Genomic DNA, 6,024 nt, shown 5'->3' on the forward strand with positions numbered 1-6,024 from the left:
CCGTACAGGATTAAGTTCTATATAGCGCTGGCAAGCTAGCAAATAGTCATCTTGCTCTGTTATACATGATCGGAATCGTCCCTCCCAGAGAGTTCCACTTCGATCATAGGTTCGATTGATATACTGAACATAACGTTGTCCGAGTCTTTTCATCAAATCTCCGGCGCTTCGTTCTTGTTTTGGTGTCAAAAGGAGGTGGACATGGTTGGTCATAAGGGCAAAGGCATGAATTGCACACCCTGAAACTTTGGCATATTCAAACAACCAGTCAAGGTAGAAAAGATAATCCTCATCCGCAAAAAAACATGCTTGGCGATTGTTGCCTCGCTGAATAATGTGAATGGGAACTCCGGAATATATAAGGCGTGCTCGTCTTGGCATGCTCTCTATCAAACCACAATTTCACATCGCTGGCAAGTAAAAACGTGGTCTGTCCCCTAATACACTAGTCTGTCCCCTAATACACTAAGTAAAAACGTGGTCTGTCCCCTAATACAGGCTCAGTCCATGGTCTGTCCCCTAATACAGGCTTGTCCCCTAATACAGGCTAATACTCCACAGGGGTTTTGCCACCACTTTTGGAGAAGTTACTAGACCTCTTCGATTTTTCGGCGGCAAAGTCGTAACTGTCGGGCTTTGACTTCAGCCATATCGAGATAGTAGATCTCTTTTGGGAAAAGGAGGTCGGCAACACCTGAGTCAAAAATTCTCTTTATTTCGTACTCATCATGAGAGATATCGCGCTGATAAATATAGTTGAGGTAGGTTTTGTTGGTGTGGATGATAAACTCAACTCGCATTCCTCCCATTCTGGCAAAGAACTTAAACATCGGTGTGCCTGGGGCACTGCCGATATTACTACTATTGTGTGTGCCTCCGGTTAGAGTGTCCGACACCTCCTCGAGGGTCATGAAAGAGTCGGCCTTGATTGCACTTTGTGTGAGGTGTCGTTGGAATGTTCGGACATCGGCTATGGAGTCCAGCACGGCCATCAGGCCAAGCTCATCGTCAACCGCTACAGCGGGGTTTTCCTCGCCCTTGCGCAGCAGTTTCAATACCTTTGCTTCAGGGCTTTTTTTGCGGATAGAAACATAAATTGGGATTTGTTTGCCAGGTGCCCGGAAGAAGCGCCGTTTGATTAGGGTAAGCTTCTGCCCGTTTTTGGCCTTAATTTTTTTGGCATCTGCCAGGCTTATGGTCTTGACCTCCTGACAGGTGAAATCCTTGGGGTCGTGCTGGCTTAAAAGATAGGAGACGTTCAGCTCTCCGATCAGCATTTCAGAGCTCCAGACATTCGAGTTAAGAAAATTCAAGAACACTGAGAAGTTGTCCTCAATATTGGTTTCACGTTCCCGAAGTTCGATGGATCCTGCCAGGCTCATCAGTATAAGTTTTCTTTTGGCCTCAAAGCGAGCTTTCTTATGATATCGTGGATTAAACAGAATGAGCAACAGGTCAATAGGGCTGCTGGTCGAGTCAATCTCATTGGTCATTTCAACGTAGGCGGCATATTGGGATAAAGCGCCAACCTTCAGGTAGCGAATGACCGCGTCAGCGGTGCGGGAATAGTTGTTGATGGTCGAGATTGTCTCGCGAGCGTTGCCTTCTATTCCAAACATATTGCCAAGAAGCGCGTAGCCCCTTCTGTTAATCTCATGGCGCTTGTCTTTGTTGACTATTAATTGGTGAATTTCGGAAAAAGAGCGAACATCGAGAAAGTCAAAAATCTGATTACGAATAATTCTATATTTTGTAATTAACTGCTTTCCCCGCAGTGTTTTTATGAAGGCTCGATTGTCTTTCGAGAAAAGAGTATTCGTCTGGGGGGTGTTAAATGTTGCAAAGGGGCCATTCTGGTCGAGAAAAGGAAAGCTGCCATTTGATTTAGGGAGTGTCATTTTTTTACCTCGGAGGTCTCCATATCACTTAAAGCGAGGTTAAGTGCTTCAACGGATAGCATAACTTCACGGAAGGACAGGCCTAAAGAGACGATTAGAAGGGCTAGGCTGGTGGCGAAGATTATCTTGCCGGTCAGGGGGAACCCAGCAAAAAGCACAAACATGCAGAGTACGCAAAGCAGTAGTGTGGAGATGGCGCAGGCCTGCATGTTTTTGATTAGCCGCACCCGGGTTCTGAGACTGGTTATTTGCTCTGCTAAATTTGTATTGGGACTGTTTCTGTAGGACTCATGTAAGGTTCTAATTCGGGATGCAATTGCTAGGAAACGGTTTGTGTAGGCAACCATAAGCAGTGAAACAGTGGGGAACAGAAGGGCGGGTGTGGTAAGGGTTAGCTCCATTGCTTTATGTTAGTTTGATAAAATTAGTAAATAAGTTGTTGTATTGTCGGGTTAAGGTTTCTTCAAATTTTCTGGCATCACTGATGATTTTTGATGGGTTAATGTATTTGCCATTTAATGATGCTAACCATTTTCGGCCTTTATGTAAATATGTCTCTACATCTTTCACGCCGGAGGCGTTATTGTCAAACTGTATTCCTACTATATACGGGCGATCTTTAATAGAAATTGCCTCAATCTGGCACTCTGCTGAGGTTGCCAGAATATCGATATTTCTCGGTACCGGCTCCATGACAGCCTGTCGGTGCCACTTGAAAAGTGTGATGCGGTGGGGGATTTTATTGAACAGGGGATGTGTTTTGCCCTTACGGGTAAGATATCCATCAACAAAACCTATGCTGGCGCAGTAGTTTTCTCCGACGGTCGCCCCCAGGGCTTCAGCAAGCAGCTGGTGGCCTCTTCCAACTCCAAAAAACGGTCGATCTTCTGAAACCCATCTCTTTATAGCTTCTTTTTCTTTGTCCTGGAATGGATAGTTGTCGCTCTGGTCAAGATCAGGGCCTCGGCCCAAAACCAAAAGGCCATCGTAGTTGTTGAAGGCTGGAATGGTGTTTTTCCAGAGTTTGATGATTTCCAGGCTGACGTTTTGTTCTTTGGCCGATTTAAGGAGGCAGTTGCCTGGCTTTTTGCTGGCTGTGTGCTGAAAAACCAAAAACCGTTTAGGCATGTCTGTATACCGCGAGCTTATTGAGGTTGAAAAGTTCCTCAGGGTAAAACAGTCTGTGGGAGAAATAATCTTCTCCCACAGACTGTTTGTGATGGATTAGATGTTTCTTTTGATTTCAAAGCCGGCATAAGCTTCCATGCCATGTTCACCCATGTCGAGACCAATAAGCTCTTCTTCTTCGTCAACGCGAAGGCCGAAAATTGCCTTGATGGCTAGGAAAATAGCAGAGGCCGCAATAAAACAAGTAACACCATAAGCAATGACACCAATTAGCTGTGTCGTAAATGAATGTGCGGGACTGAATATCCCAACTGCCAGGGTGCCCCAGATGCCGCAAACCAGATGAACGGAGAGAGCACCAACCGGATCGTCAATTTTAATTCGATCAATGGCGATAACAGAAACAACAACTAGAGCTCCGGCGATCAATCCTATAATAATTGAACTCATTACACTGACTACGTCAGCACCGGCTGTGATTCCAACAAGGCCAGCCAGAGAGCCGTTTAAGGCCATGGTAAGATCAGGCTTTTTCTGCATGAGCCAGGAAACAACCATGGCTGAAACGATACCTGCAGCAGCAGCTAAGCTTGTGGTAACAAATACTAAAGATACGAGGGTAGGGTCAGCGGAAAGTACAGAACCGCCATTAAAACCAAACCAGCCAAGCCAGAGTAGAAAAGCGCCAATAGTTGCCAGTGGCATATTGTGGCCAAGTATAGGTTTGATTTGACCTTTGACGTATTTGCCAAGGCGAGGCCCAAGAAATAGAACTCCAGCTAATGCAGCCCAACCTCCGACAGAGTGAACCAGTGTTGATCCAGCAAAATCATAAAAGCCTTTCGCGTCCAGCCAGCCGCCACCCCACTTCCAACTACCAACCCATGGGTATATAAAAGCGACATAGATTGTTGAGAAAATTAAAAAGCTATGGAGTTTGATACGTTCTGCAACTGCACCTGATACAATAGTTGCTGCGGTTGCTGCAAACATTGCCTGGAATATGAAGTCGGTCCAGTAAGTGTAGGCGCCATCAGCATAGGCAATACCACCCGCATCACCGGCGGGGGCAGCTATGCCGAAACCGGCAAATCCAAAGAATCCACCCATGGAAAATTCACCAGGGTACATGAGGTTGAAGCCCAGTATGGCATAGGTTAGTAGGCCAATGGCGATTATGCCGGTGTTTTTGAAGAGAATATTTACTGTGTTTTTAGCTCTGGTTAACCCTGTTTCTAGGCAAGCAAAACCAAGGTGCATTATGAATACCAAAAATGTGGCTACCAGCATCCAGGTGTTATTGACAACATAATTAGCAACTGCACCGCTGATCTCTGCGGCTGCCTCTTCGCCGGCAACTGCTGCAACAGGTAAGGATACCAAAAGCATTGCAATGGGCAGAACATGTTTAGATATTTTGTTTTTAGACATCACTATCTCCTTTGATTCTTTTAATTCATTAGTCATTGTATTCACCTAGATCGCCTCGTTTCCTTTTTCGCCCGTACGAATCCTGCAGACTTCTTCAACTGGAAGTACGAAAATTTTCCCATCGCCAATCTTGCCGGTCTTAACGCTTCCAATTATTGCCTCGACAACTTTGTCTACCATGTCTTCAGTAACAACTATTTCGACTTTGACTTTTGGCAAAAAGTCAACAACATACTCAGCGCCTCGATAAACTTCTGTGTGGCCTTTTTGTCTGCCAAAACCCTTGACTTCAGACATTGTCATGCCGGCTATGTTGAGCTCAGCAAGCGCTTCTTTCAGTGCATCCAGCTTGAACGGTTTGATGATTGCTTCAATTTTTTTCATAACTCCCTCCATTAAAAAATTATTAAAATGCTAATTGCTGTTGTTGATGTTGATAACTTATTAAGCACTATGTGTGCCAATAAAATTGTAAAACAATTTTTTAATTGTAACTATTTGTTACTATTGAACAAATAAAGATTACACGAACAAAATACATAAAAGAAGGTCTGTGACGCCATTAATTAAAAGCACATAAATGTAATAAATATTTAAAATATGCTTACAAAAATGAACATTTTCCTTGAGTGCTGGTGTGGATATCGGTTTGACGAGCGAGGCAGGAGTGATGTTGACACTTGTGCGGAAAAACTGTAACAGTTCAATTGGTTAGGTGCTTTCTATGTAACTTCTCCAAAAGTGGTGGCAGATAGTTGTTTTAGACTTTCGTCATTCCGGCTAAAAACATGCCGGAATGACGAAATTACGAGGGCTTACGAATCGTCATTAATTTGAATCGTAAAAGGCCTCGTTCAGCTTTGCAGGATTAGAGACGATGACAAAGAAAAATAGTGAACAAAGTTTGCTGCGCGCTATTCCCAAAGTTGATGAGTTTCTGGGATGGGTTGCCGATGAGGCGTTTTGTCTGTCTCAACCCCAGGTCGGGCTTGCACCCCTGACAATTATCAAGCAGGCTGTGCGTGAGGTCTTATCCCTAAAGCGAGAGGCCATATTGAAGGGAGAGCTTCTTGACAATATGGTACTTGAAAGGGGCCCGCTTTTACAGAGTTTTATCGAAATTCTTAACCAGAAAATGGTGCCTAACTTTCGGGCAGTAATCAATGCTACCGGTGTTGTTGTTCATACAAATTTAGGTAGATCCTTGCTATCAGATTCTGCCATGCGGGGAATTGCCGAAGTTGGGGCGCGATATTCGAATCTTGAGTTTGATCTTAAAACAGGCAAGCGTGGGAGTCGATACAGTCTGGTTGAGGAGCTCTTATGTGATCTGACTGGTGCCGAGGCGGCACTTGTTGTTAACAATAATGCTGCCGCAGTGCTTTTGGTCCTTGAAACCTTGGCAGCTGGCCTCGAAGTTATTGTGTCTCGAGGACAATTAGTCGAGATCGGTGGCTCCTTTCGGATCCCGGATGTCATGGCAAAAAGTGGTGCGGTACTGGTTGAGGTCGGAGCGACAAACCGAACCCACCTGCGGGACTATGAACAAGCTATTACCGAGCAGACC

General features: G+C 44.9%; 7 protein-coding genes. 1 reads left to right on the forward strand and 6 read right to left on the reverse strand.

What is annotated here, in order from left to right; all coding sequences use genetic code 11:
* The 6 genes from HQK80_14805 to HQK80_14830 form a co-directional block, all read right to left on the reverse strand.
* Positions 1 to 381 (reverse strand): transposase (locus HQK80_14805; protein ID MBF0223466.1); only part of this gene is annotated, 381 nt, incomplete at its 3' end.
* 209 nt (positions 382 to 590) lie between these two features.
* Positions 591 to 1,898 (reverse strand): hypothetical protein, encoded by a 1,308-nt coding sequence (locus HQK80_14810; protein ID MBF0223467.1) that lies wholly within the window; start codon positions 1,896 to 1,898, stop codon positions 591 to 593.
* Positions 1,895 to 2,299 (reverse strand): DUF2721 domain-containing protein, encoded by a 405-nt coding sequence (locus HQK80_14815; protein ID MBF0223468.1) that lies wholly within the window; start codon positions 2,297 to 2,299, stop codon positions 1,895 to 1,897. The genes HQK80_14810 and HQK80_14815 overlap by 4 nt, the downstream gene beginning before the upstream one ends.
* A 4-nt stretch (positions 2,300 to 2,303) precedes the next feature.
* Positions 2,304 to 3,026, reverse strand: coding sequence for a type 1 glutamine amidotransferase (locus HQK80_14820; protein ID MBF0223469.1), 723 nt, complete (start codon positions 3,024 to 3,026; stop codon positions 2,304 to 2,306).
* A 96-nt stretch (positions 3,027 to 3,122) separates the two neighbouring features.
* A complete protein-coding gene (gene amt / locus HQK80_14825) occupies positions 3,123 to 4,457 on the reverse strand; it encodes an ammonium transporter (GenBank protein ID MBF0223470.1) in 1,335 nt (444 codons plus the stop codon).
* Positions 4,458 to 4,502: 45 nt separating this feature from the next.
* The gene (locus tag HQK80_14830; GenBank protein ID MBF0223471.1) at positions 4,503 to 4,841 is read right to left on the reverse strand and encodes a P-II family nitrogen regulator; all 339 of its coding nucleotides are present in this window, start codon (positions 4,839 to 4,841) and stop codon (positions 4,503 to 4,505) included.
* A gap of 493 nt (positions 4,842 to 5,334) precedes the next feature.
* Between HQK80_14830 and selA the strand changes: the two genes are divergently transcribed.
* Positions 5,335 to 6,024, forward strand: a 690-nt coding sequence (selA, locus tag HQK80_14835) for an L-seryl-tRNA(Sec) selenium transferase (GenBank protein ID MBF0223472.1), incomplete at its 3' end; no start/stop codon positions are given.

The sequence above is a fragment of the Desulfobulbaceae bacterium genome, from assembly GCA_015231515.1.
In the GTDB taxonomy this organism is placed as follows: Bacteria; Desulfobacterota; Desulfobulbia; order Desulfobulbales; family VMSU01; genus JADGBM01.

Bases quoted from the DNA above. Each gene is read 5' to 3' on its own strand.
- HQK80_14810 (MBF0223467.1), bottom strand. From the start codon at position 1,898: ATGACACTCCCTAAATCAAATGGCAGCTTTCCTTTTCTCGACCAGAAT.
- HQK80_14815 (MBF0223468.1), bottom strand. From the start codon at position 2,299: ATGGAGCTAACCCTTACCACACCCGCCCTTCTGTTCCCCACTGTTTCA.
- HQK80_14820 (MBF0223469.1), bottom strand. From the start codon at position 3,026: ATGCCTAAACGGTTTTTGGTTTTTCAGCACACAGCCAGCAAAAAGCCA.
- amt (MBF0223470.1), bottom strand. From the start codon at position 4,457: ATGTCTAAAAACAAAATATCTAAACATGTTCTGCCCATTGCAATGCTT.
- HQK80_14830 (MBF0223471.1), bottom strand. From the start codon at position 4,841: ATGAAAAAAATTGAAGCAATCATCAAACCGTTCAAGCTGGATGCACTG.